The sequence below is a fragment of the Enterobacter sp. 22499 genome, from assembly GCF_052044815.1.
Classification (GTDB): Bacteria; Pseudomonadota; Gammaproteobacteria; order Enterobacterales; family Enterobacteriaceae; genus Enterobacter; species Enterobacter bugandensis.
Map to the genome: position 1 here is coordinate 179869 of NZ_JBQENR010000005.1, position 23331 is coordinate 203199.

At 56.0% G+C, this 23331-nt stretch carries 21 protein-coding genes; 6 read left to right on the forward strand and 15 right to left on the reverse strand.

The genetic code is table 11. The annotated features are described in order from the left end of the window. Positions 1-2: 2 nt before the first annotated feature. Positions 3-308, reverse strand: a complete 306-nt coding sequence (gene ulaB / locus ACTJI7_RS16075) for a PTS ascorbate transporter subunit IIB (protein WP_003856022.1) — start codon at positions 306-308, stop codon at positions 3-5. Positions 309-320: 12 nt separating this feature from the next. Further along, a complete protein-coding gene (ulaA, locus tag ACTJI7_RS16080; protein ID WP_028015265.1) occupies positions 321-1721 on the reverse strand; it encodes a PTS ascorbate transporter subunit IIC in 1401 nt (466 codons plus the stop codon). Between the two features lie 358 nt (positions 1722-2079). On the opposite strand from ulaA, the gene ulaG reads away from it, so the two are divergent. Together ulaG and ulaR are read left to right on the forward strand one after the other, a co-directional pair. Further along, entirely contained in the window at positions 2080-3144 is a 1065-nt protein-coding gene (gene ulaG, locus ACTJI7_RS16085) for an L-ascorbate 6-phosphate lactonase (RefSeq protein ID WP_006810379.1), read from the forward strand. A 110-nt stretch (positions 3145-3254) separates the two neighbouring features. Beyond that, positions 3255-4010, forward strand: coding sequence for an HTH-type transcriptional regulator UlaR (gene ulaR / locus ACTJI7_RS16090; protein ID WP_024907324.1), 756 nt, complete (start codon positions 3255-3257; stop codon positions 4008-4010). On the opposite strand, the gene yjfP is transcribed toward ulaR, so the two are convergent. After that, entirely contained in the window at positions 4007-4729 is a 723-nt protein-coding gene (yjfP, locus tag ACTJI7_RS16095) for an esterase (RefSeq protein ID WP_063154917.1), read from the reverse strand. The two genes, ulaR and yjfP, sit on opposite strands and share 4 nt — an antisense overlap. Positions 4730-4866: 137 nt before the next feature. Between yjfP and bsmA the strand changes: the two genes are divergently transcribed. The 3 genes from bsmA to ACTJI7_RS16110 all read left to right on the forward strand — a co-directional run bounded on the left by bsmA (position 4867) and on the right by ACTJI7_RS16110 (position 7723). Beyond that, positions 4867-5196 carry a biofilm peroxide resistance protein BsmA gene (bsmA, locus tag ACTJI7_RS16100; protein WP_028015263.1) on the forward strand — a complete coding sequence of 110 codons (330 nt, stop codon included), beginning with the start codon at positions 4867-4869 and terminating at the stop codon, positions 5194-5196. Positions 5197-5332: 136 nt separating this feature from the next. Continuing rightward, on the forward strand, positions 5333-5620 hold the full coding sequence (gene yjfN, locus ACTJI7_RS16105) for a DUF1471 family protease activator YjfN (RefSeq protein ID WP_032644956.1): 288 nt from the start codon (positions 5333-5335) through the stop codon (positions 5618-5620). 171 nt (positions 5621-5791) lie between these two features. Then, positions 5792-7723, forward strand: a complete 1932-nt coding sequence (locus tag ACTJI7_RS16110; protein ID WP_049138534.1) for a methyl-accepting chemotaxis protein — start codon at positions 5792-5794, stop codon at positions 7721-7723. Here ACTJI7_RS16110 and ACTJI7_RS16115 read toward each other — a convergent pair. Continuing rightward, positions 7720-9342, reverse strand: a complete 1623-nt coding sequence (locus ACTJI7_RS16115; protein WP_193541734.1) for an isovaleryl-CoA dehydrogenase — start codon at positions 9340-9342, stop codon at positions 7720-7722. The two genes, ACTJI7_RS16110 and ACTJI7_RS16115, sit on opposite strands and share 4 nt — an antisense overlap. Before the next feature lie 194 nt (positions 9343-9536). On the opposite strand from ACTJI7_RS16115, the gene ACTJI7_RS16120 reads away from it, so the two are divergent. Continuing rightward, on the forward strand, positions 9537-10811 hold the full coding sequence (locus tag ACTJI7_RS16120) for an MFS transporter (protein ID WP_063154919.1): 1275 nt from the start codon (positions 9537-9539) through the stop codon (positions 10809-10811). Between the two features lie 91 nt (positions 10812-10902). Here the strand turns inward: ACTJI7_RS16120 and rlmB are convergent, their stop codons facing one another. The 11 genes from rlmB to mutL form a co-directional block, all read right to left on the reverse strand. Further along, entirely contained in the window at positions 10903-11634 is a 732-nt protein-coding gene (gene rlmB, locus ACTJI7_RS16125; RefSeq protein WP_021240712.1) for a 23S rRNA (guanosine(2251)-2'-O)-methyltransferase RlmB, read from the reverse strand. Positions 11635-11699: 65 nt separating this feature from the next. Beyond that, complete coding sequence (gene rnr / locus ACTJI7_RS16130) at positions 11700-14141, reverse strand: ribonuclease R (protein WP_047364108.1); 2442 nt, start codon at positions 14139-14141, stop codon at positions 11700-11702. Between the two features lie 38 nt (positions 14142-14179). Next, a complete protein-coding gene (gene nsrR / locus ACTJI7_RS16135) occupies positions 14180-14605 on the reverse strand; it encodes a nitric oxide-sensing transcriptional repressor NsrR (protein WP_028015256.1) in 426 nt (141 codons plus the stop codon). 192 nt (positions 14606-14797) lie between these two features. Then, positions 14798-16096, reverse strand: coding sequence for an adenylosuccinate synthase (locus ACTJI7_RS16140; RefSeq protein WP_006178975.1), 1299 nt, complete (start codon positions 16094-16096; stop codon positions 14798-14800). 104 nt (positions 16097-16200) lie between these two features. Next, positions 16201-16398, reverse strand: coding sequence for a DUF2065 domain-containing protein (locus ACTJI7_RS16145; RefSeq protein ID WP_003855996.1), 198 nt, complete (start codon positions 16396-16398; stop codon positions 16201-16203). A 71-nt stretch (positions 16399-16469) separates the two neighbouring features. Further along, entirely contained in the window at positions 16470-17474 is a 1005-nt protein-coding gene (hflC, locus tag ACTJI7_RS16150) for a protease modulator HflC (protein WP_028015255.1), read from the reverse strand. 2 nt (positions 17475-17476) lie between these two features. Further along, positions 17477-18736 (reverse strand): FtsH protease activity modulator HflK, encoded by a 1260-nt coding sequence (gene hflK, locus ACTJI7_RS16155; protein ID WP_028015254.1) that lies wholly within the window; start codon positions 18734-18736, stop codon positions 17477-17479. Between the two features lie 56 nt (positions 18737-18792). After that, positions 18793-20073, reverse strand: a complete 1281-nt coding sequence (hflX, locus tag ACTJI7_RS16160; RefSeq protein ID WP_023331851.1) for a ribosome rescue GTPase HflX — start codon at positions 20071-20073, stop codon at positions 18793-18795. 73 nt (positions 20074-20146) lie between these two features. Then, a complete protein-coding gene (gene hfq, locus ACTJI7_RS16165) occupies positions 20147-20458 on the reverse strand; it encodes an RNA chaperone Hfq (protein WP_013095287.1) in 312 nt (103 codons plus the stop codon). Between the two features lie 85 nt (positions 20459-20543). Continuing rightward, the gene (gene miaA, locus ACTJI7_RS16170; RefSeq protein ID WP_063154920.1) at positions 20544-21494 is read right to left on the reverse strand and encodes a tRNA (adenosine(37)-N6)-dimethylallyltransferase MiaA; all 951 of its coding nucleotides are present in this window, start codon (positions 21492-21494) and stop codon (positions 20544-20546) included. Beyond that, a complete protein-coding gene (gene mutL / locus ACTJI7_RS16175; protein WP_440670688.1) occupies positions 21487-23331 on the reverse strand; it encodes a DNA mismatch repair endonuclease MutL in 1845 nt (614 codons plus the stop codon). Before mutL ends, miaA begins: the two co-directional genes overlap by 8 nt.

Genomic DNA, 23331 nt, shown 5'->3' on the forward strand with positions numbered 1-23331 from the left:
CCTTACTTCACGTCTTGTGGGAAGTGTTCTTTGATCACTTCCAGCAGTTTTGGCCCGAAATCCGCAGGCGACAGCATGTTGCGCACGCCTACCACATATTTGTTGCCCGACACGCTAATCTCACCGGCAATATGAGTTGAAGCGATGATGATGTCCGCGCCGTTCAGTTCACTTTTGTATTCACCCACTGCGCAGCTGTTCACCGTGTGGTCGATGTTTGACTGGGTCAAAAACTGGTCCACTTTCATCTTCATGATCATGGAGCTACCTTGCCCATTGCCACACACAGCCAGGATACGTACGGTCATAATCGAAACTCCTTAATGAGCAGACACTTCTGCTGTTTGTTTTTCCGCATCTTCTTCAGCTCGCAGCGAACGGCCAGCGAAGAACATATAAGCCAGAGCAATCAGGATGATGACGGCCATAAAGGCCAGACCGACGGAGGCAAAGCCCTGCATCATCGGCGGTGCCAGAATTGACCAGTCAGCCATGCCCATCCAGGCGCTCATACCGGTGAGCTTGACCGCCCACACGCAACCGAAGATTTCCACCATGCCCATCACCAGACAGATCTTGAGCGCCGCGCGCCAGCCGCCGAAGTGGTTCGCAAACACACCAATGGTGGCGTTGGAGAAGAACATCGGGATAAAGCCCGGAATGATCAGGATTGAGGAGCCGCAGCCCACCAGGATGCCCACCGCAATCAGCTGGCCGATGGTGCCCCACATAAAGCCCCAGACGACGGCGTTTGGCGCAAAGCTATAGATAGCCGCACAGTCAATCGCCAGTACCGCACCAGGGATCAGGCGCTGAGAGATGCCGTTAAAGGCTTCCGACAGCTCGGCGACGAACATACGCACGCCCTGAGTGATGATGAAAATCGCTACCGCGAAGGAGAAACCGGTCTGCAGGATATAGACCGTCCAGTGGGTTTTACCCGCCATCGCCTGCACGACGTCAATGCCGAAAGAGAGCAGAATGGCGCCGAAAAAGAGGGTCATCACAATCGCCGTTGAGACGATGTTGTCGTGGAAGATATTCAACCAGCCAGGCAGTTTGAGGTCTTCGACACTCTCCTCTTTTTTGCCCAGGTACGGCGCAACTTTATAGGCAATCCAGGCGGCAAACTGCTGCTGGTGACCGATGGAGAAGCCACAGCCGTCGGTCACGATCTGCGTTGGCTTGTACATCATGTTGGAGGTGATACCCCAGTAGAGCGAGACCAGCACCGCGGTGCAGATAATCGTGGTCCACATTGGGTAACCGAAGATATAGAGAGAAACCGCGATCAGCCCCGCCTGCTGGAACATGATGTGCCCGGTGAGCATAATGGTGCGAATGCCGGTAATGCGGCGCAGGAGCACGTAAATGATGTTCAGCGCCAGCGCGAGCAGCACCGCATACCCCACCCAGCTATAGGCATCACCCATGCGATCGATGGTCGCCATCATTGAGGCGTAGGTATCAGAGATAGCGCCGTTGATGCCATACACTTCCGACATTTTGGCGACGACCGGCTTAAACGTGCTGGTCAGAATGCCTGACCCCGCCTGCAACAGCATGAAACCGATAATGGTTTTGATGGTGCCTTTAATAATCACGCTGACGCTTTTGCGCAGCAGGATGTACCCCAGGCACGTCACGATACCCAGCAACAGCGGGGCGTTGGTCATTACCTGATTAAAGAAAACGGTAAAGACGTTGTAGAGGATCTCCATAACTCTCTCCAGAAATGAGAACACGAGGGGCAATCCCTGTGCGGTTGGTGCCATCACTCTATTAATCACAAATAATCACCACAAGATTGCATTTGATTATTTGTGACGCATCACGCAATTTATTTCCATGCTGTTAGTAATGATTTTCACTACCGCACCACAAAAATAAATTAATCCTTATAATTCATCAAATTAATGTTTAATGCAGGATAATCTAACAAGTAAAGAGTGGAGAGTCCGTGAAGTCGCGCAGATAAAATTCCGCATTTTCACCATTGCAAAGCACGTCAAATAGTGCCAGCATTAATCATAACGAATCATGATGTGATTATTTTTGATTAAACCAGGAGTCAAAACGATGAGTAAAGTGAAAACCATTACCCGTGAATCATGGATTCTGAGCACCTTTCCGGAGTGGGGTAGCTGGCTGAACGAAGAGATCGAGCAGGAACAGGTTGCTCCTGGCACGTTTGCAATGTGGTGGCTGGGCTGCACCGGTATCTGGCTGAAATCTGAAGGCGGCGCCAATATCTGCGTCGATTTCTGGTGCGGCACCGGCAAACAGAGTCACGGCAACCCGCTGATGAAAAAAGGCCACCAGATGCAGCGTATGGCCGGCGTGGAAAAGCTCCAGCCGAACCTGCGCACCACGCCGTTTGTGCTTGATCCTTTTGCCATTCGCCAGATCGACGCCGTGCTTTCGACTCACGATCACAACGACCATATCGACGTGAACGTGGCGGCAGCGGTGATGCAAAACTGCGCGGACGACGTACCGTTTATCGGGCCGCAAACCTGCGTAGATCTCTGGATTGGCTGGGGCGTGCCTAAAGAGCGCTGCATCGTGATGAAGCCTGGCGACGTGGTGAAAATTAAAGACATTGAAATCCACGCGCTGGATGCCTTTGACCGTACCGCGCTGATTACCCTGCCAGCCGACCAGAAGGCTGCTGGCGTACTGCCAGACGGCATGGACGAGCGTGCGGTGAATTACCTGTTCAAGACGCCGGGCGGCTCCCTGTATCACAGCGGTGATTCCCACTACTCTAACTATTACGCGAAGCACGGCAACGAACATCAGATTGACGTGGCGCTGGGCTCGTACGGGGAAAACCCGCGCGGTATTACGGACAAAATGACCAGCGCCGATATGCTGCGCATGGCGGAAGCGCTCAACACCAAAGTAGTGATCCCGTTCCACCACGATATCTGGTCAAACTTCCAGGCCGATCCGCAAGAGATCCGCGTGCTGTGGGAGATGAAAAAAGACCGCCTGAAGTACGGCTTCAAGCCCTTTATCTGGCAGGTAGGCGGCAAGTTCACCTGGCCGCTGGACAAAGACAATCTTGAGTATCACTACCCGCGCGGCTTCGATGATTGCTTCACCATTGAGCCAGATCTCCCGTTCAAATCCTTCCTCTGATTGTGAGGCCACATCGCCAGACCCTGTGTCTGGCGATTTCATATTTATTTTAGTAATTTCACGCTATTTCAAATATCATCTTTTCAAATCAATTCTTATCGGAATAGCTCATGACGGAAGCGCAACGGCATCAAATTTTACTGGAACTCCTGGCGCAAACAGGGTTTATCACCGTCGAGAAAGTGATTGAACGTTTAGGGATCTCCCCCGCCACCGCGCGGCGAGACATCAACAAGCTGGATGAGAGCGGCAAGCTGAAAAAAGTCCGCAACGGCGCAGAAGCCATCAGCCAGCAGCGTCCACGCTGGTCGCCAATGAATATTCATCAGGCGCAGAATCACGATGAAAAAGTACGGATTGCCAGAGCGGCATCACAGCTGGTGAACCCCGGTGAGAGCGTCGTCATCAACTGCGGCTCCACGGCGTTTTTGCTGGGCCGTGAAATGTGCGGCAAGCCGGTGCAAATCATTACCAACTATTTGCCGCTGGCTAACTACCTGATCGATCAGGAACATGAAAGCGTGGTGATCATGGGCGGCCAGTACAACAAAAGCCAGTCCATCACGCTCAGCCCGCAGGACAGCGAAAACAGTCTCTACGCCGGGCACTGGATGTTTACCAGCGGCAAAGGCCTGACCGCTGACGGCCTGTATAAAACCGATATGCTGACCGCGATGGCGGAACAAAACATGCTCAACGTGGTGGGCAAGCTCGTTGTGCTGGTCGACAGCAGCAAAGTCGGTGAACGCGCAGGCATGCTGTTCAGCCGCGCAGAACAGATCGACATGGTGATCACCGGCAAAGGGGCGAACCCCGAGATCCTGCAGAAGCTGGAAGATCAAGGGGTGAAAGTCCTGCGCGTTTAAAGATGCTTGCGGAAAAACGCCACCGTGGCGTCCAGCGCCGCTGGCGTGATGCGGTGGCGGACGCCTGATTCCCACAAACAGGTCAGATTAGCGTCCAGTCCTTCATTCTTTAACGCCTGCTGCAGGCGGAAGGTTCCATCGGGCGGGACAACATCGTCCGCATCACCATGCCATAGCAGCAGCGGGCGATCGGCCAGGCGCGGCAATGCCCGGGTCACTTCCCACTCTGCCAGCATCGGCGTAATTTCCGTTAAATCCTGAGGGGGGAAAAGCGTCTTCGCCAGCGAGGTAAAATAGCCCGAGCCCATCAGACAGGCAACAGACCGCACGTCAGGATGATGCGTCATAATCCCCAGCGCCGTCATGCCACCCATGGACGCCCCGGCCACCGCCAGCCGATTATCGGCCACCAGCCCAGCCTCATAAAGCGCATCGCGCAGCCCGGCAAACTCGGTCAGGCTGCCGTGCAGAATGTGCCAGAACTGCCCCAGTCGCGCCCGCTCATTGCCCATAAAGCGCGCGCCGTGGTCAGGCGCATCCGGCATTACCACGCGAAAACCTGCCTGAGCCAGCGCCACTGCAAAATAACTGTAAACCAGTTTCGATGAGGTAAACCCATGATAAAAAACCACAACAGGCAGCGATTTATCACGTTTCCCTGCCGGCACAGCGTGTAAAATTTCATGGTCGCCGAGATGGCGTATTTCAATTTCAATCATTGTCGACCCTGTACGAATGAATGATTCATAATGTTGAGAACTGGATTACGGTTTGACGCTATTTTCATTCGAAAATTACGTCCCAGATAACACTTCGGGAACATTCCCCCAAAACTAAATTCGCAGACAACTACACTATGGCTAACAGGAAACGAGATATGGTTATGCACAGGTTTGCTGCTTTATTGCTGGTGTTTCTGCTCAGCGGCTGTAGCGCACTGCAGGGTACACCGCAACCCGCTCCCCCGGTTGCCGATCATCCGCAGGAGATTCGTCGTAATCAGACGGAAGGATTACAGCGAATGGGCACCGTCTCCGCGCTCGTTCGCGGTTCGCCGGATGACGCAGAAGACGCAATAAAGGCACAAGCCGTCGCTGCCAAAGCAGATTATTACGTCATTATTATGATCGACGAAACCATCATAACGGGACAGTGGTATTCACAAGCCATTTTGTACCGGAAATAATGGTTTACCTTTGAACGACATTTACACTGCTTTGCGTCCATAGACATTTTCCTGTCCACAATAAACTCCATGCCAGCGACAAGGAATGGGAGTTTATTCGCGAAGGATTGCCCGGCGGATACCGGAAATATGTGAAATGGAGCTGACGATGAAACGAACTCTTGCTTTGACCTCTCTGTTGCTCTCTGCAGGCCTGGTGAGCACCACCGCGCAGTCAGCAGAATTCGCCAGTGCGGATTGCGTAACAGGTCTGAATGAAATAGGCCAGATCTCCGTCAATAACATTCCGGGGAGCCCGCAAGACGTTGAACGTATCGTGGCATTAAAGGCCGATGAACAGGGCGCGTCATGGTATCGCATCATCCAGATGCAGGAAGATAACCATATCGACCAGTGGCGGGTACAGGCCATTCTCTACGTATAAATCCTTCCTGATAAAAGCCACTTATTTTTAGTGGCTTTTCGTTTTTGCAAATTTTTTATCTAATTTAAAACCACTCTAAAACAATAAAATAACATTTTGTTACATTAATTCAGTAAACGTAATCTCCGCTCTGCCGTTGAAGAACCATACCTTTTCAATGATGAGCAATTTATGATCAATGTTTTCCGCCGTGCGGGCCTTGGAACAAAGCTGTCGCTGCTGACGGGCGTCAGTGTCGCCACGCTGTTTCTGCTTTTCACTTTCCTGCTCAGCCAAAAAGCCAGCCAGCAGCTTGAAGCCCTCGCGGTCGAAGATCTGCATAATCAGTCCACCGGTATGGTCGACATGGTGCAGATGTTTAATACCAGCCTGAGCGAAGAAGTCGAAAGCTACACCAGACTGTTTACGACATTTCTGCCTCAGCCGTTTAGCGTCGATACTCAGCAGACCCGGACCATAAACGGGCTCGCCGTTCCCCTGCTGAAAGGGGGCGACGCTGAACTCCATGAAAATACAACGTTTTCTGATGATTTTCTGAGCCGTACGGGAGCGATCTCAACGCTGTTTGTTCGCAGTGGTAACGACTTCATTCGCGTTGCCACCTCCCTGCGCAAAGAGAATGGCGATCGCGCTATGGGGACGGTTCTGGACACGAGCAGCCCGGCGTTTGCCTCCGTCACGAAAGGCGAGGTGTACCGCGGCCTGGCGCTCCTGTTTGGCAAGCGCTACATAACCCAGTACCAGCCCGTGAAGAACAGTGAAGGTCAGGTTATCGGGATCATCTTCGTTGGGGTGGATATCACTCACTCCTGGAATGTCATGCGCGAGAAAATCCTCAACCGCCGCCTGGGCGAGAGCGGGCACTTCTTCGTGCTGGACCGCAGCAACGGCAAAACGCGCGGTCAGTATCTGTTCCACGCCAGCGAAGAGGGAAAACAGCCGAAGTGGGATAGCGCCACCCAACAGCAGCTGTTGAGCGATTCCTCAGGCACGCTGGAACGCGTAAGCGACGACGGTCGCACGCTGAAAATGGCCTATACGCCGCTGCCCGGCTGGAACTGGACCATCGTCGGTGAAGTGGATAAATCAGTCCTGCTCTCAAGCGTTAACGCTATGCGCGACCGTTTCCTGCTGGCCGGCGTAGCGTTGTCCGTCCTCTTCGCGGGCCTGTTTGTGGTGCTTATTCGCCGGATGCTGACCCGTCCGCTGCGTAACGTGATTGACCTTGCCCGCCAGTATGCCGCGGGCGATCTACGCTCCAGCCTGCCCGTGACCCACCAGGATGAGGTTGGCCAGCTGGTTGAAGCCATTAACGGTATCGGTGATGGGCTACAAAAAATTGTCCTGCAGGTCCGCGAGGCCGCGGGCGAGATCCATCTGGGCACCAATGCGCTGGCCTCCGATACCGGAGACATCTCCGAGCAGATCAACAAGCAGGCCAGCAGCGTTGAAGAGACCTCCGCCAGCATGGAGCAACTGGCCGCGACCGTGCAGCAAAATGCCGCCAACATGGAGCAAACGCAGCAGCTGGTTGGTGAAACCTCGCGCGCGGTTCATCAGGGTGGTGAAACGGTGACCCATGCGGTTGCCACCATGGACGACATTCGCGAAGCGTCAAAACGTATCGAAGACATCACCCGCGTGATCGAGTCCATCGCGTTCCAGACTAATATTCTGGCGCTGAATGCGGCGGTAGAAGCGGCACGCGCAGGCGAGCATGGAAAAGGTTTTGCTGTGGTCGCGCAGGAAGTTCGCGCCCTGGCAGGTCGAAGCGCCAACGCGGTGAAGGAGATTGAACATCTGATTGGCGATACCCTGCGAAAAGTGGGCGAAGGCCATGCGCTGTCTGAACAGACGCGTCTGGCGATGGATTCCATCATCGTTCATATCGACAACATCAGCCAGCTGGTCACGGAGATTAACCACGCGTCACGCGAGCAGTCCGCGGGGATCGGCCAGGTCAATCTTGCCATGACCCACATTGGCGAAGCGTCGCATATCAATGCCGATCGCATCTCACGCAGCGAGCAAACCGCACGCACGCTGCGCGAGAAAGGGTCACACCTTACCCAACTGGTCAGCCTGTTCCAGCTTAAACGCTAGCCAACCCTGCCCGTGGCGCGCAGCAGCAGATCGCTTTGCACCTGCTCATTCATGAGCGTACCGCCACGGGTATCCAGCATCATGCGGCACCACGCCTGCGCCACGGGCGGCGATGCGTGCCGCAGCATCTGGCTGCTGGCCCCCAGCAAAAAGAGCTGCTGAGCGATCTCCCTCCCCTGCGCCTCCTGCGGTTTACGCAGCTTTTGCTGAAGCTGCCGCCAACTGCGGTCAAAGTGTCTGTCCTGTCCTTTGACCTGGGCAAACTCGTCGGCAAGCAGGTCGTGGATACCTGGCTGCTTCGCCAGCACCCGCAGCACGTCCAGGCACATGATATTGCCCGATCCTTCCCAGATGCTATTCACCGGCATCTCACGATACAGGCGTGGAAGTTCATTCTCCTCGCAGTACCCGACGCCACCGAGTGCCTCCATCGCCTCCGCCACGAACGGAATGCCCGCTTTGCACACGCTGAATTTTGCGGCCGGGGTAAAAAGCCGCGCCCAGGCGGCCTCCTGCGGGTCGGTGCGGTTATCCCACGCCCGGGCCAGACGGAACAACAGCGCCGTATGCCCCTCCAGCACCAGCGCCATACGGCTCAGCACTTCACGCATTAGCGGCTGATCGATAAGATTTTTGCCGAAGGTCTGACGCTGATGGGCATGGTACAGCGCCACGGAAAGCGCCCGGCGCATTAGCCCGTGGCTGCCCAGCGCGCAGTCGAAGCGCGTCAGCCCGCCCATCTTCAGGATTTGCCGCACGCCTTCTCCCTCTTCACCCAGCAGCCAACCGGAGGCATCGAGGAACTCCGCCTCGCTGCTGGCGTTCGAGCGGTTGCCGAGCTTGTCTTTCAGACGTTCCAGCCGTACGGCGTTGCGCTGTCCGTCGGGTAAGAAACGCGGGACAAAGAAGCATGACAAACCGCCTTTCGCCTGCGCCAGCACCAGATGCGCATCGCTCTGCGGCACGGAGAAAAACCACTTGTGGCCCACCAGACGGTAGCTGCCGTCGCTGCATTTTTCCGCTCTGGTGGTGTTGCTGAGCACGTCCGAGCCGCCCTGCTTTTCCGTCATTCCCATGCCGATCAGCAGGCCGCGCTTTTGCCCACCCGGCGCGAGATGGGGATCGTAACGGTCGCTCATCAGCGGCGTTAACCATTCATGAAACGGTTTGGGCAGCGACTGCTGCAACAGCGGCGTGGCGGCGAAGGTCATGGTCACCGGACATAACGTCCCCGCTTCTACCTGAGCATGGAGCACGAAGCGCGCGGCCCTGGCGACGAAAGAACCTTTTCGTGCCTCTTCCTCCCATGCCAGATTATGTACCCGGTTAGCGCAGAGCCCCTGCATCAGCAGGTGCCATGCCGGATGAAAGCGGACGTCATCCAGCCGCTCACCCGTGGGGTCGTAGCGTAATAGCTCCGGCGGATTCACGTTCGCCAGCCTGCCCAGCTCCAGCGACTCCGCCGTGCCTAACTGCTGTCCAATGCTGGCAAGAAGATCCATATCCCACTCGGCACCCTCGCGCGCAACCGCGTCGCGCAGGGCGCAGTCAGAGAGGAAAAGGTTGCTGTTAGAGAGTGGGGCTGGTTGATTAAAAACGGTATGGGTCTGCCAGTGCATGCTGTCTCCCTCCTTCAGTGGCAATGAAGGTAAGTATGGACAGACCGTATGAACGCTGCATGGGAGTGAGGTCACACGATGGCGATCCCGCTGATATCATTCGTGAAATAGCTCACAGAACATAAGAATAAACTATTTCATTACTTCGCTTATGTTGAATAATTTATTCTTAACCCGTCTTTGTGAGGATCGTTATGCAACAGGATGCGCACAAGCGAGCATTAATTGCAGGCTCCATTGGTAACTTTATCGAGTGGTATGAGTTTGCGGTCTACGGTTTTCTGGCGACCGTAATTGCGAAGAACTTCTTCCAGCTTGAGGGAGAGGCGGGACTGACCAGTCTGATCCTCACCTGGGCCTCGTTTGCCATTGCCTTCTTCTTCCGTCCGCTGGGTGCGGTGGTATTTGGCCGCATTGGTGACAGGATAGGCCGAAAACCGACGCTGATTATTGTGCTGGTGCTAATGACGCTCGCCACCACGGCCATCGGCATCGTGCCCGTCTACGCCAGCATCGGCATTGCGGCACCGCTGATCGTTACGCTGCTGCGCATCCTGCAGGGTCTGTTCGCGGGCGGCGAGTACGGCGGTGCGGTCTCGCTGATGACGGAGTTCGCCCCGCGCGGCAAGCGCGGTCTGTACGGCGCGTGGCAGTCCTTTACCGTGGCGCTCGGGCTGCTAGCAGGCGCAGGTATTGTCGCGCTGCTCTCTGTCCTCCTCACGCCTGAAGCCCTGCACGACTGGGGCTGGCGCATTCCTTTCTTCCTGGCGCTGCCGATGGGCGTGGTCGCGCTGTGGCTGCGGGTGAGCATGGAAGAGACGCCGAGCTTTGTGCAGCAGAAGGAAAAAGCGGTCATTGCTCAGGCCAGTACTTCCGCCACGCTCAAAACCATCCTGATGGGCATTGGCCGCGTGATGGTCTGGTCCGCGGCGGGGTATACCTACCTCGTGATCATGCCGACCTATCTGCAGTCTGCGCTGCACACCGGGTTTAATCAGGCGCTGCTGATAGCGGTGATTTCTAACATTGGGTTTGCGCTCACCATCATTCCGTCGGGAATGCTGAGCGACAGGATCGGGCGGCGAACGGTGATGATTATCGCCACCGTGCTCCTGCTGATCCTCGCCCTGCCGCTGCTGAAAATTTTGCAGGCGGAATCCAGCACGCTGGCGGTGAAAGCGATAGTGGTATTGATTGCGGGCGGTCTGGTGGGGATGCTGGCAGGGCCGGGGCCGGCGATGCTGTCTGAGATGTTCCCGACGCGCGTGCGCTATACCGGGCTGGGGCTGGCCTATTCGTTATCGAACGCGATTTTTTCGGGCTGTGCGGGGTTAATCATTACCGGGCTGATTAAGCAGACGGGCAACCTGGACATTCCGGCCTATTACGTGATGGCAACGGCGGTGGTGAGTATTTTCGCGCTGATGACGCTCAGGAAGGATGACCATTTACGGTCGTTAGAGGAGTGAGATTGTTGCCCGGTGGCGCTGCGCTTACCGGGCCTACGGTACCATGCTTTTGTAGGCCGGGTAAGGCGAAGCCGCCACCCGGCACAACAGGCTACCCGCGCTGGCGCACCGCTTCAAACAGGCAGATACCCGTTGCAACGGAAACGTTCAGAGACGACACGCTGCCCGCCATCGGGATGCTGATCAGCTCGTCGCAGTGCTCGCGCGTCAGACGACGCATGCCTTCACCTTCCGCCCCCATCACCAGCGCCAGACGGCCGGTCATTTTGCTCTGATACAGAGTATGATCCGCTTCGCCCGCGGTACCGACGATCCAGATATTCTCTTCCTGCAGCAGACGCATGGTGCGCGCAAGGTTGGTCACGCGGATCAGCGGAACGTTTTCCGCCGCGCCGCAGGCTACTTTCTTCGCCGTCGCGTTCAGTTGGGCAGAGCGATCTTTCGGTACGATCACCGCGTGCACGCCCGCCGCATCCGCGCTGCGCAGGCACGCGCCGAGGTTATGTGGATCGGTGACGCCATCGAGGATCAGGAAGAACGGATTCTCCAGCTCAGCAATCAGATCCGGCAGATCGTTTTCCTGATACTGACGGCCCGGCTTCACGCGGGCAATGATCCCCTGGTGCACCGCGCCTTCGCTTTTCTCATCCAGGAACTGGCGGTTCGCCAGCTGGATCACCACGCCCTGCGCTTCCAGCGCGTGGATCAGCGGCATCAGACGTTTGTCTTCACGACCTTTCAGAATAAACACTTCCTGAAAACGCTCCGGTGCGCGCTCGAGAAGGGCCTGCACCGCGTGGATGCCGTAAATCATTTCACTCATTGATGGTTCTCGTAATAAATATTTCCCCTCTCCCGGTTGGGGAGAGGGTCAGGGTGAGGGGAGAATTATTCCGCCTGCTTTTTCTTGGCTGCGCGCTTCGCTTTTGTCGCGGCAGCGATTTTCTGCGTTTTCGCGGAAGGCTTTTTCGCTGAGCGAGCCTCTTTCTTCGCCGCCTTTGGCTTCTGTTTCTTCTCGCCGCGGAACGCGCTGTCCGGCTCGAAGTTTACCTTTTTGCCCGCCTGGCGACGTTTACCGCTCGCTTTGCCGTTTCCGCCTTTTTTCGCCCTTTCACGCTCGGTTTTACCGACGTTACGCGGTGCGCGCTCGCTGGAAATCAGGCTGAAGTCGATTTTACGGTCGTCCATATTCACGGCTTCGACCTTCACTTCCACGCGATCGCCCAGACGGTAGGTCTGGCCGCCTGATTCGCCAATCAGACGCTGGCCGACCTGGTCGAAGCGGTAGTAGTCGTTATCCAGGCTGGAGACGTGCACCAGACCGTCGATAAACAGCTCATCCAGACGAACAAAGAACCCAAAGCCGGTCACGCTGGCAATCACGCCCTTAAAGACGTTGCCCACCTGATCCAGCATAAAGTCACACTTCAGCCAGTCCGCCACGTCGCGCGTCGCTTCATCCGCACGGCGCTCGGTCATGGAACAGTGCTGACCCAGTTGCAGCACTTCGTCCATGGAGTAGTGATAGCCACCGGTTTCGGTCGTGTTGCCTTTGTGGCCCTGCTCCTGCGCCAGCAGATACTTGATCGCGCGGTGCAGTGACAGATCCGGATAGCGACGGATCGGCGAGGTAAAGTGCGCGTAAGACTGCAACGCCAGGCCGAAGTGCCCCCGGTTTTCCGGATCGTAAATCGCCTGCTTCATGGAGCGCAGCAGCATCGTCTGCAGCATTTCCGCGTCAGGACGGTCGCTAATGGATTCCAGCAGTTCGGCGTAATCGCGCGGCTCAGGCTTGTTACCGCCCGGCAGCTCCAGACCGAGCTCAGCCAGCACGGAGCGGAACGACGTAATGGCTTCCGTGGTCGGCTTATCGTGAATACGGAACAGCGCAGGTTCTTTGGCTTTCTCAACGAAGCGTGCCGCCGAGATATTCGCCAGAATCATACACTCTTCGATCAGCTTGTGCGCATCGTTACGCTGGGTCTGTTCGATACGCTCAATGCGGCGCTCGGCGTTGAAGATAAACTTCGCTTCTTCGCTCTCAAAGGAGATCCCGCCGCGCTCTTCGCGCGCCTGCTCCAGCGTTTTGTAGAGGTTATGCAGCTCTTCAATGTGTTTAACCAGCGGTGCGTACTGCTCGCGAAGGTCCTGGTCGCCCTGCAGCATATGCCAGACCTTGGTATAGGTCAGACGCGCGTGCGAGCTCATTACCGCTTCGTAGAATTTGTAGCCCGTTAAGCGCCCTTTGGTGGAGATGGTCATCTCACATACCATACAGAGACGGTCAACCTGCGGGTTCAGGGAGCACAGGCCGTTGGAGAGCACTTCCGGCAGCATCGGTACCACCTGCGACGGGAAGTAGACCGACGTACCACGGCTGCGCGCTTCGTTATCCAGCGGCGTGTGCGGACGCACGTAATAGCTTACGTCAGCAATGGCCACCCACAGACGCCATCCGCCGCCGCGTTTTTTCTCGCAGTACACGGCATCATCGAAGTCGCGGGCGTCTTCACCATCAATGGTGACCAGCGGCAGGGAGCGGAGATCCACACGGCCCGCTTTGGACTCTTCCGGTACTTCTTCGCGCAGGTTTTCGATCTGCTCTTCGACCGCTTTCGGCCAGACATACGGAATTTCATGGGTACGCAGCGCCATATCGACGGCCATGCCGGTGCCCATGTTATCGCCCAGCACTTCGACGATTTTACCGACCGCTTTGGTGCGACGGGTCGGACGCTGGGTGAGTTCAACCACCACCACAAAGCCCATACGCGCGCCCATCACCTCTTCAGGTGGGATCAGAATATCGAAGCTCAGACGGCTGTCGTCAGGCACCACGAAGCCTACGCCCGCATCGGTAAAGTAGCGGCCCACAATCTGGCTGGTTTTTGGCACCAGCACGCGAACCACGCGCGCTTCGCGGCGGCCTTTACGGTCTGCACCCAGCGGCTGCGCCAGGATCTGGTCGCCGTGAATGCACATTTTCATCTGTTCGGATGAGAGGTAAAGGTCGTCCTTACGGCCTTCCACGCGCAGGAAGCCAAAGCCATCGCGGTGACCAATGACGGTCCCTTTCAGCAGATCGAGGCGTTCCGGCAGCGCGTAGCACTGGCGGCGGGTAAAGACCAGTTGCCCGTCACGCTCCATCGCGCGCAGGCGGCGGCGAAGGGCTTCAATTTGCTCTTCACCTTCAATATTTAATTCAACGGCAAGTTCTTCACGATTGGCGGGTTTTTCGCGTTTTGTTAAGTGTTCAATGATGAACTCGCGGCTGGGGATAGGATTCGCGTATTTTTCGGCTTCGCGTTCCTGGAAAGGATCTTGTGACATGTCGGTTCCTCCGTTGTCAGCTCCGGTGGAAATTTTCTTCATTCCACCAGCAATAATTTATAAAGTGGTTGATTCTCTTCAACCAAATCGGCCAGCGTGTAGTTATCCAGTTCCTTGAGAAAACTTTGCACGGCCTTAGAAAGCGCCTGTTTCAGGCGGCAAGCGGGCGTAATGTGGCAGAACGCGCTGCTGCAGTTCACCAGAGACAAGGGCTCCAGCTCGCGTACCACATCCCCGATACGAATACTCTGTGCCGGTTTACCAAGACGGATCCCTCCATTCTTCCCGCGGACGGCAGCAACGTATCCGGCACGGCTAAGTTGATTGATTATTTTGACCATATGATTACGGGACACACCGTATACCTCTGTGACTTCAGAGATACTGGTCATCTTCCCTTCGGGTAACGACGCCATGTAAATCAGCGCGCGTAAGCCGTAATCGGTGAAACTTGTTAACTGCACATCAACCTCAGGAAAAAGGGAAAACGCGGTTAAACCGCAGAGATATTCATTAATGATGATAAACCAGCCAGATAGTTAGCGGCTAATTTATTTGACAGACGGGGCGAAAAAGCGGAGATCCAGGAGCGGTCGCCGGTTGGCGCTACGCTTATCCGGCCTACGGGTCTCCCCGCAGGCCAGCAGTCACGAAGATTATGCGTCGAACGGGTCGCGCAGGATCATCGTTTCAGTACGATCCGGGCCGGTAGAAATAATATCGATCGGCACTTCGGTCAGTTCTTCAATGCGCTTGATGTAATCCAGCGCCGCCTGAGGCAGGCCGCTACGCTCTTTCACACCGAAAGTGGTCTCAGACCAGCCTGGCATGGTTTCGTAGATTGGCTCAATGCCTTCCCAGTCGTCAGCAGCCAGCGGAGTGGTGGTCACTTCGCGGCCATCTGGCATACGGTAGCCTACGCAGATTTTCACTTCTTTCAGGCCGTCCAGCACGTCCAGCTTGGTCAGGCAGAAGCCAGACAGGGAGTTGATCTGCACTGCGCGACGCACGGCAACCGCATCCAGCCAGCCGGTACGACGACGACGACCGGTGGTCGCGCCAAACTCGTTACCCTGCTTGCACAGGAACTCGCCGGTTTCATCAAACAGTTCGGTCGGGAATGGACCCGCACCCACGCGAGTGGAGTACGCTTTGATGATGCCCAGAACGTAATCCACATAACGTGGACCCAGGCCGGAGCCGGTCGCCACGCCACCCGCGGTGGTGTTAGAAGAAGTAACGTACGGATAGGTACCGTGGTCGATGTCCAGCAGCGTACCCTGCGCACCTTCGAACATGACGAAATCGCCACGCTTGCGCGCCTGGTCCAGCAGATCGGACACATCAACAACCATACCGGTCAGAATATCTGCAATCGCCATGACGTCATCCAGCACTTTCTGGTAGTCAACAGCGTCAGCTTTGTAGAAGTTCACCAGCTGGAAGTTGTGATATTCCATCACTTCTTTCAGTTTTTCAGCGAAGGTCGCTTTGTCGAAGAGGTCGCCCACGCGCAGACCGCGACGTGCAACTTTATCTTCGTAAGCCGGGCCGATACCACGACCGGTGGTGCCAATCGCTTTCGCGCCACGCGCTTTTTCACGCGCCACGTCCAGCGCCACGTGATAGTCCAGGATCAGCGGGCAGGCTTCGGAGAGCAGCAGACGCTCACGAACAGGGATACCACGGTCTTCCAGACCTTTCATCTCTTTCATCAGCGCAGCAGGAGACAGCACAACGCCGTTACCGATGATGCTGGTGACGTTTTCGCGAAGAATGCCTGATGGAATAAGATGGAGGACGGTTTTTTCACCGTTGATTACGAGAGTATGGCCTGCGTTGTGACCGCCCTGGTAGCGTACAACATATTTAGCCCGTTCAGTCAGAAGATCGACAATCTTCCCTTTACCTTCGTCACCCCATTGGGTGCCCAGTACGACGACGTTGTTACCCATTTTTTTCAAAATCACCGTTTGCTTAAAAATGGATTCTACCATCGCTTTTTCAGATATACAGCACTTTTTGACCTTAAAATACGCCAATTGCGGCTAGTTTTTGATCAGCCAATCGTTTTCCTCAACATGTAGTAGATAACGATACCGGCAACCACAAGACCACCGCCGAAACGACGCAAAATATTATCCGGTAGCTGGCTCATGGTCGCGATCATACGACGCCATGCGCGCGGATAGAGCATCGGGCCGAGACCTTCCAGCACCAGAACCAGGGCCAGCGCGAGCCAGATCGTTGAATTCATTTTTCATCCTTATAAAAGAAAACCACCGCTCCGTTGGGAGCGGTGGTTTGAATACTCAAACGAGCCTGAGTTTATCGCGTTGCGTTGGTCGGCGTCTTCATATAACGGAAGAAATCGCTGTCCGGGCTGAGCACCATCACGTCCTGGTTGCTCTTAAAGCTATTCTCGTAAGCGCGCAGGCTACGGATAAAGGCGTAGAAGTCTGGATCCTGGCTGAATGCATCGGCAAACAGCTTCGCCGCTTCCGCATCGCCTTCACCGCGCAGGATACGGCCCTGACGTTCAGATTCCGCCAGCGTCTTGGTCACTTCATAGTCCGCTGCCGCACGCAGTTTTTCAGCCTCTTCCTGACCCTGTGAACGATGACGACGGGCAACCGCTTCACGCTCGGCGCGCATACGGTTGTAGATCGCCTCGGACACTTCCGCTGGCAGGTTGATCTGCTTGATACGCACGTCAACCACTTCGATACCCAGCGCCGCCATACTGTTCGGGTTGATCACCGGCACTTTACCGTTGGTTTCAGCCTGAACGCGTTCGGCCGCTTTAGCAATCGCGTCATCCGCTGCTGGCGTTGCCACTTCGTCTTCGGTGCCCGCTGTACCGGAGTTCAGCGCATCGCGCACTTCCAGGGTCAGACGACCGCGGGAGTCGGTCACGATGTCTTTCACATCAAGACGACCAATTTCAGAACGCAGACGGTCAGAGAACTTACGTTTCAGCAGCACTTCTGCCTGAGACACGTCACCGCCGCCCGTTGCCAGGAAGTAACGGCTGAAATCGCTGATACGCCATTTGATGTAAGAATCAACGATCAGGTCTTTCTTCTCTTTAGTCACGAAACGGTCGGCCTGGTTATCCATGGTCTGGATACGCGCATCAAGCGTTTTAACAGACTGAATGAACGGCACCTTGAAGTGCAGGCCCGGCTCGTAAATCACCGGACGTTTGTCGCCATCACGCACGACGCTGCTGAACTGGAACTTGATCCCACGCTCGCCCTCTTTCACCACAAAGATCGAGGTATACAGCACGACCAGTACGATGACGATGATCGCAATAACTGACTTACGCATCCTTATTCCCCCTGACGCTGGTAGTCGTTACGCTGCGCGTTAGCACGGCGTTGGTCCATAATGTCACCATCGTTCGAAGAAGGCGTTGTGTTCGCGCTGGAGCTGCCTGATGAGGCTGGCGGCAGACGCAGCAGGTTGTTCGCTCCGCTGGTGTCTTTCGCTGCCGGTGCAGAACCGCCTTTCAGCATCTGATCCAGCGGCAGAACCATCAGGTTTCCTCCTTTGCTGTCGTTAACCAGCACTTTGCGGGTGTGGCTCAGCACTTTTTCCATAGTCTCGATATACAGACGCTCGCGGGTAATTTCCGGCGCGGCTTTGTATTCCGGCAGGATGCGCGCAAAGCGAGCCACTTCACCCTGAGCTTCCAGGATGGTCTGGGTCTTATACGCACGCGCCTCTTCCAGAATACGCTGCGCCTGGCCGTTAGCACGCGGCTGAACTTCGTTGGTGTACGCTTCTGCTTCGCGGATGTACTGCTGTTCGTTTTCACGGGCAGCAATCGCATCGTCAAACGCGGCCTTCACCTCTTCCGGCGGACGTGCAGCCTGGAAGTTGACGTCCAGCAGGGTGATACCCATGTTGTACGGACGAATCGTCTCTTCCAGCTCGCGCTGGGTATCGCTACGAATAACGGTACGACCTTCGGTCAGGATGCGGTCCATGGTGTATTTGCCGATCACACCACGCAGGGCACTGTCGGTCGCCTGACGCAGGCTGTCATCGGCGCTGGTCACGCTAAACAGATAACGCTCAGGATCGGTCACGCGGTACTGCACGTTCATCTCAACGCGCACCACGTTCTCGTCAGACGTCAGCATCACGCCGGAGGCGGCCAGTTCACGGACGGATTCCACGTTTACCGCAGTCACGTCGTCAATGAAGGTCGGCTTCCAGTTCAGGCCCGGCTCAACCAGGTGGCTGAACTTACCGAAACGGGTGACCACGCCGCGTTCTGCTTCTTTAATGGTGTAGAACCCGCTGGCAGCCCAGACGATCACCAGCCCGGCAGCAACGATGCCCACCAGACGGCCACCTAATTGCGGGCGCGGCCCCTGGCTGGAACTGCCACCCGAGCCAGAACCTTTTCCTCCGCCAAGGCCACCAAGCTTTTTGCTCAGCTTGCGGAAGATATCATCCAGATCCGGCGGCCCCTGCTCGCGACCACCTTTGTTGCCATTTCCCCCAGAGTTGCCGCCTTGATTATTGCTGCTTCCCCACGGGTCGCGGTCTTGTCCGTTATTACCGGGCTGATTCCACGCCATGTATATGCTCCATATTTGTTATGCAAGGGCGAATTTTTCAGGCTTCCCCTTTCTGATCAGACGATATAGTCCGCCAGCGCAGGTTCTTGTTTACAGAGGCGACGCCAGTCAACGATCGGCATACGCACCTGCATCCCCACGCTGCCGTCATCCTCCATCCACTCTTTTTCTATCGCCTGAAGCTGATAAAACCGGCTGCGCAGCCTGCCTTCCTGTGGCGGCAGTCGCAGCGTGTGCTGAGCTACCTCACCGGAAAGACGTTCTGTCAAAGCCTGGAAAAGCAGTGGCACACCGATTCCGGCCTGAGCAGAAAGCCAGACCCGAATCGGTTTGTTCTCTTCATCACGGTCGATACGCGGTTCGAAATCCTCCAGCATATCGATCTTATTCATCACCAACAGGGTGGGAATTTCGTGGGCGTCAATTTCTTCCAGCACCACGTTCACCGCATCGATGTTCTCCTGCACGCGTACGTCAGCCGCATCAATCACGTGCAGCAGCAGGGTCGCCTGACGCGTCTCCTGCAACGTCGCCTTAAACGCCGCCACCAGATCGTGCGGCAGATGGCGGATAAACCCTACGGTATCCGCCAGCACTGTTTCACCCACGTCTGCAACGTCAATGCGGCGCAGCGTCGGGTCCAGGGTCGCAAACAGCTGGTCTGCGGCATACACCTGGGCCTCGGTTATCTGGTTAAACAGGGTGGATTTACCGGCGTTGGTATAGCCCACCAGCGACACCGTGGGGATGTCGGCTTTGGTTCGCGCCCGACGCCCCTGTTCACGCTGTTTCTCGACACGTTCCAGACGTGAGAGGATCTGGGTAATACGGCCACGCAGCAAACGGCGGTCGGTTTCGAGCTGGGTTTCACCCGGACCGCGCAAACCAATCCCGCCTTTTTGTCTTTCAAGGTGGGTCCAGCCACGCACCAGACGCGTCGCCAGATGGCGCAACTGCGCCAGCTCAACCTGCAGTTTCCCCTCGTGGGTACGGGCACGCTGAGCAAAAATATCTAAAATCAATCCCGTGCGATCGATAACACGGCACTCGCAGAGAGCTTCCAGGTTGCGTTCCTGGGCTGGAGACAGCGCATGATCAAACAACACGACTGACGCGCCGGTTGCTTTTACGGCATCCGCAATTTCTACTGCTTTACCTTCACCAACAAAATACTTTGGGTGCGGCGCTTTACGGCTACCGGTAATCACCTGCATTGCTTCGACACCGGCGGAAGAGACCAGAGATTCAAACTCCTGGAGGTCTTCCATATCTTTGTCTTGCGAAAAATAGATGTGTACCAGCACCGCCTGCTCACCGGCATCATAACGGTCAAACAAGCGTAAACCTCTCTAAAAAGATCAGCGGGGAACGCAGGATCCCTGGCTCCCCGTGTGGATAACAGCTAAAACCTTATTCGGTCTCGTCGCTGTCCTGCGCAGGAGCAGAAGAACCCTGCGCGTTGCTGCCATGATGGTAGTTACTGCCTGTGCCGCCGCCAGCGTTATTGCTGTGATGAGAGACCGGACGGGACGGAACAACAGTAGAGATAGCGTGCTTGTAGACCATCTGGCTGACCGTGTTTTTCAACAGGATCACGAACTGATCGAAAGACTCAATCTGACCTTGCAGCTTAATACCATTCACCAAATAAATAGAAACTGGAACACGTTCCCGACGCAATGCGTTCAGGAACGGATCTTGTAAAGATTGCCCCTTAGCCATTCTATCTTTTCCTTATATGCTTGTTTTGTACTTAGAACCTTGCGATTCTGAAAAATTGCGCACGATACGTCTCAATTGTACACATTCAGTGGGCGATATCACCAACAACCTCAATCACATCGTTTAACGCCTGTTGCGGTTTTTCACTGTCTAACCAGTGAACCCCATCCCAACCGCGCAACCAGGTGATCTGGCGCTTCGCTAACTGTCTCGTGGCGCAAACACCTCGATAAACCATTTCATCGTATGAAATCTCACCTTCAAGATACGACCACATCTGGCGGTATCCCACACAACGAACGGAAGGCATATCCGTATGCAAATCTCCACGGGCAAATAGCGCCCGCACTTCTGCTTCAAAATCTGAAGCCAACATCTGATGAAAACGCTGCTCAATTCGTTGATGGAGCAGTTCACGGCTCGCCGGGGCGATGGCGAACTGATGCACCTGATACGGCAGAGCGTCTCCTGACGTTTGCGTCAGTTCCGTTAAAGTTTTACCCGAAATGAAAAAAACTTCCAGTGCCCGGGAAAGCCTTTGCGGATCGTTTGGATGGATTCGCGCCGCCGCAACCGGGTCAATTTCTGCCAGTTGCTTATGCAATGCGTCCCACCCCTGCTCTGCCGCCTGCTGCTCAATCTTTGCTCTGATTTCAGGATCTGCAGAAGGTAAGGGTGACAAACCTTCGAGCAGCGCCTTGAAGTAGAGCATGGTTCCGCCAACCAACAGCGGTATACGCCCCGCCGCCGTTATCTCGGCCATCTCAGCTAAGGCATCCCGGCGGAAATCCGCTGCGGAGTAAGCCTCTGCCGGGTCGAGTATATCCAGCAAACGGTGCGGTGCCGCACGCAGTTCGTCTGCGCCGGGCTTCGCCGTGCCGATGTCCATCCCTCGATAGATGAGGGCGGAATCAACGCTAATCAACTCTACAGGCAAAACTTTACGTAACTCAATGGCTAACGCTGTTTTGCCAGAGGCCGTTGGGCCCATTAAAAAAATTGCCTTTGGCAGGCTCGCCTTGCTTACGTCAGTCATGTTTCAGGGCGGTCATCGCCGTTTTTAAATCAACAGGTTGTAATAACCCACCCGGCGGCGCTTTCACCAGCTGTGGGCAGAGGCGTTCCACCTCCGCCAGCACGGTAATCGCCTGCGCCATACTCCACGGTGAATGTTCGCTGGCCAGATGGCGGGCGATCCACTGCGCAGTGTTGGCAGCCTCCAACGATGTTTGCTGCGCCAGGTAGCCTATCAGTTCAGGAATCAAGTTTTGTAAATTTTGTTGGCGTAAGGGTAAAGGCACTGCGCGAATTGTCACATGTTGTGGTTCGAGCACAATTTCAATGCCCATTTGCGCCAGCTGGGCCTCTGCACGCTGCAATACCCTTGTTTCTTCAGCGGATAGTTTCAGGCGAACCGGGATCAATAACGGCTGCGCACAGGCCGCATTTTCCCCCGGCGTCAGTTGCGCCTGCTTGAGCCAGCGTTCGGCAACCGGCAGCGCCAGAAGCAGCAGTTTGCCGTCGCGCTCAAGCAGGGCCATATCCGGTGCGATAATCGTCAGCACCCGGCCAAAACTCTGGCTATGGCCTTCAAGGGAAGGTGTCGCCACCGAAACGTGCTCTTTGCGCTCGACTGCGGGCGTTTCCAGCAGTTTACGGTACAGCGCCCCCTGCTGCTTCTGATAGCCGGGCTGAGCGTTCGGGTAGTTCACGCCCGTCGGACGCGGCGCGGCTCCTGCAGAGGAGAAACGCGGGGCGTCTGGTTCACGCGCGACGGCAGGCTCCGCAAAATGGTTGCGGCCTGCCGCGACACGGTTTTCCGGAATGGGGCGCGGTGCGGAGTCTTCTTTTTCCAGCGGCAGCGTGGGTTCAAGCTGCTGTTGCAGCACGCTCAGCACGCCCTGGTAGATAAAATCATGCACCAGACGCGACTGATGGAACCGTACTTCATGCTTGGCAGGATGGACGTTGACATCCACCTGATGCGGGTCGATCTCCAGATAAAGCACAAAGGCCGGTTGCTGATCGGCCCCGAGCTTGTCTTCGCAGGCCTGGCGAATGGCGTGGTTAATCAGGCGGTCGCGCATCATGCGGCCGTTCACGTAGCAATACTGAATTTCAGAATACGCCGCGCTACTGGCGTTCGGATCGGCCACCCAGCCGCGTAAAGCCAGATCGCCGTGCTGCCACTCGATAGCCAACGCCTGCTCCAGGAACGGGGTCCCGCAGATAGCGCCTAACCGTCGCTCTTTCTGACCACCTTCAGCCACCGCGCGGTACTGGCGCATCACCTTGCCGTTATGGCTGAGGTTGATGGTGACGTCGAAACGGGCAAGCGCAATTCGGCGGATGATCTCGTCGATATGGCCGAACTCGGTTTTTTCGGTACGCATAAACTTGCGGCGGGCGGGAGTATTGTAGAACAGGTCCAGAACTTCCAGCGTAGTACCGACAGGGTGCGCCGCGGGTTTGACCGTGACGTCCATATCTCGCCCTTCAGCGTAGGCCTGCCAGGCTTCCTGCTGTTCAGCGGTGCGGGAGGTCAGCGTTAAACGAGAAACCGAGCTGATACTGGCCAGCGCTTCTCCGCGAAAACCGAGGCTGATAATCGCTTCCAGGTCATCCAGAGAGGCAATTTTACTGGTGGCATGACGCGCCAGCGCCAGCGCCAGCTCCTCTTTTTTGATGCCGCAGCCGTTGTCGCGAATGCGGATAAGCTTTGCGCCGCCGCGTTCGATATCAATATCAATGCGGGTGGCGCCCGCATCGAGGCTATTTTCAACCAGCTCCTTCACCACCGACGCAGGGCGTTCCACCACCTCACCGGCGGCGATTTGGTTCGCGAGCTGCGGCGGCAGAACCTGAATCGGCAT